Below are 275 nucleotides of genomic sequence, written 5' to 3'. Positions count from 1 at the left end.
TGAGCCGTTCACCGCCTCGGTCGAGGTCGCGGACACGCTGCCCGCCGCGACGCCGGTGATCGTCTTGCCGCCGGCGTCGATCCCGGCAACCGTCACGCTCGGCCCGTTGGTGATCGCGAAGCCGTTGGCGCCATAGCTCGTCGTGTTCGTGCCGTCGGCCACCGTCAGCCCGCTGGTGTCGAGCTTGCTGTTGCCGGTGGTGAGGCTCGTCGCTGTCAGGTCATTGGCGGTGGCGATGGTGACGTCCGCACCGGTGCGCGTGACCTTGATGTTCT

At 68.4% G+C, this 275-nt stretch carries 1 pseudogene; it reads right to left on the bottom strand.

What is annotated here, in order from left to right:
- Window positions 1-275 (bottom strand): annotated as a pseudogene (locus RHSP_RS08410) (hypothetical protein); the annotation flags it as partial.

This window comes from Rhizobium freirei PRF 81, from assembly GCF_000359745.1.
GTDB lineage: Bacteria > Pseudomonadota > Alphaproteobacteria > Rhizobiales > Rhizobiaceae > Rhizobium > Rhizobium freirei.
The sequence above is the reverse complement of the archived record's forward strand: the minus strand, read 5'-3'. Positions and strand labels throughout refer to the sequence as shown.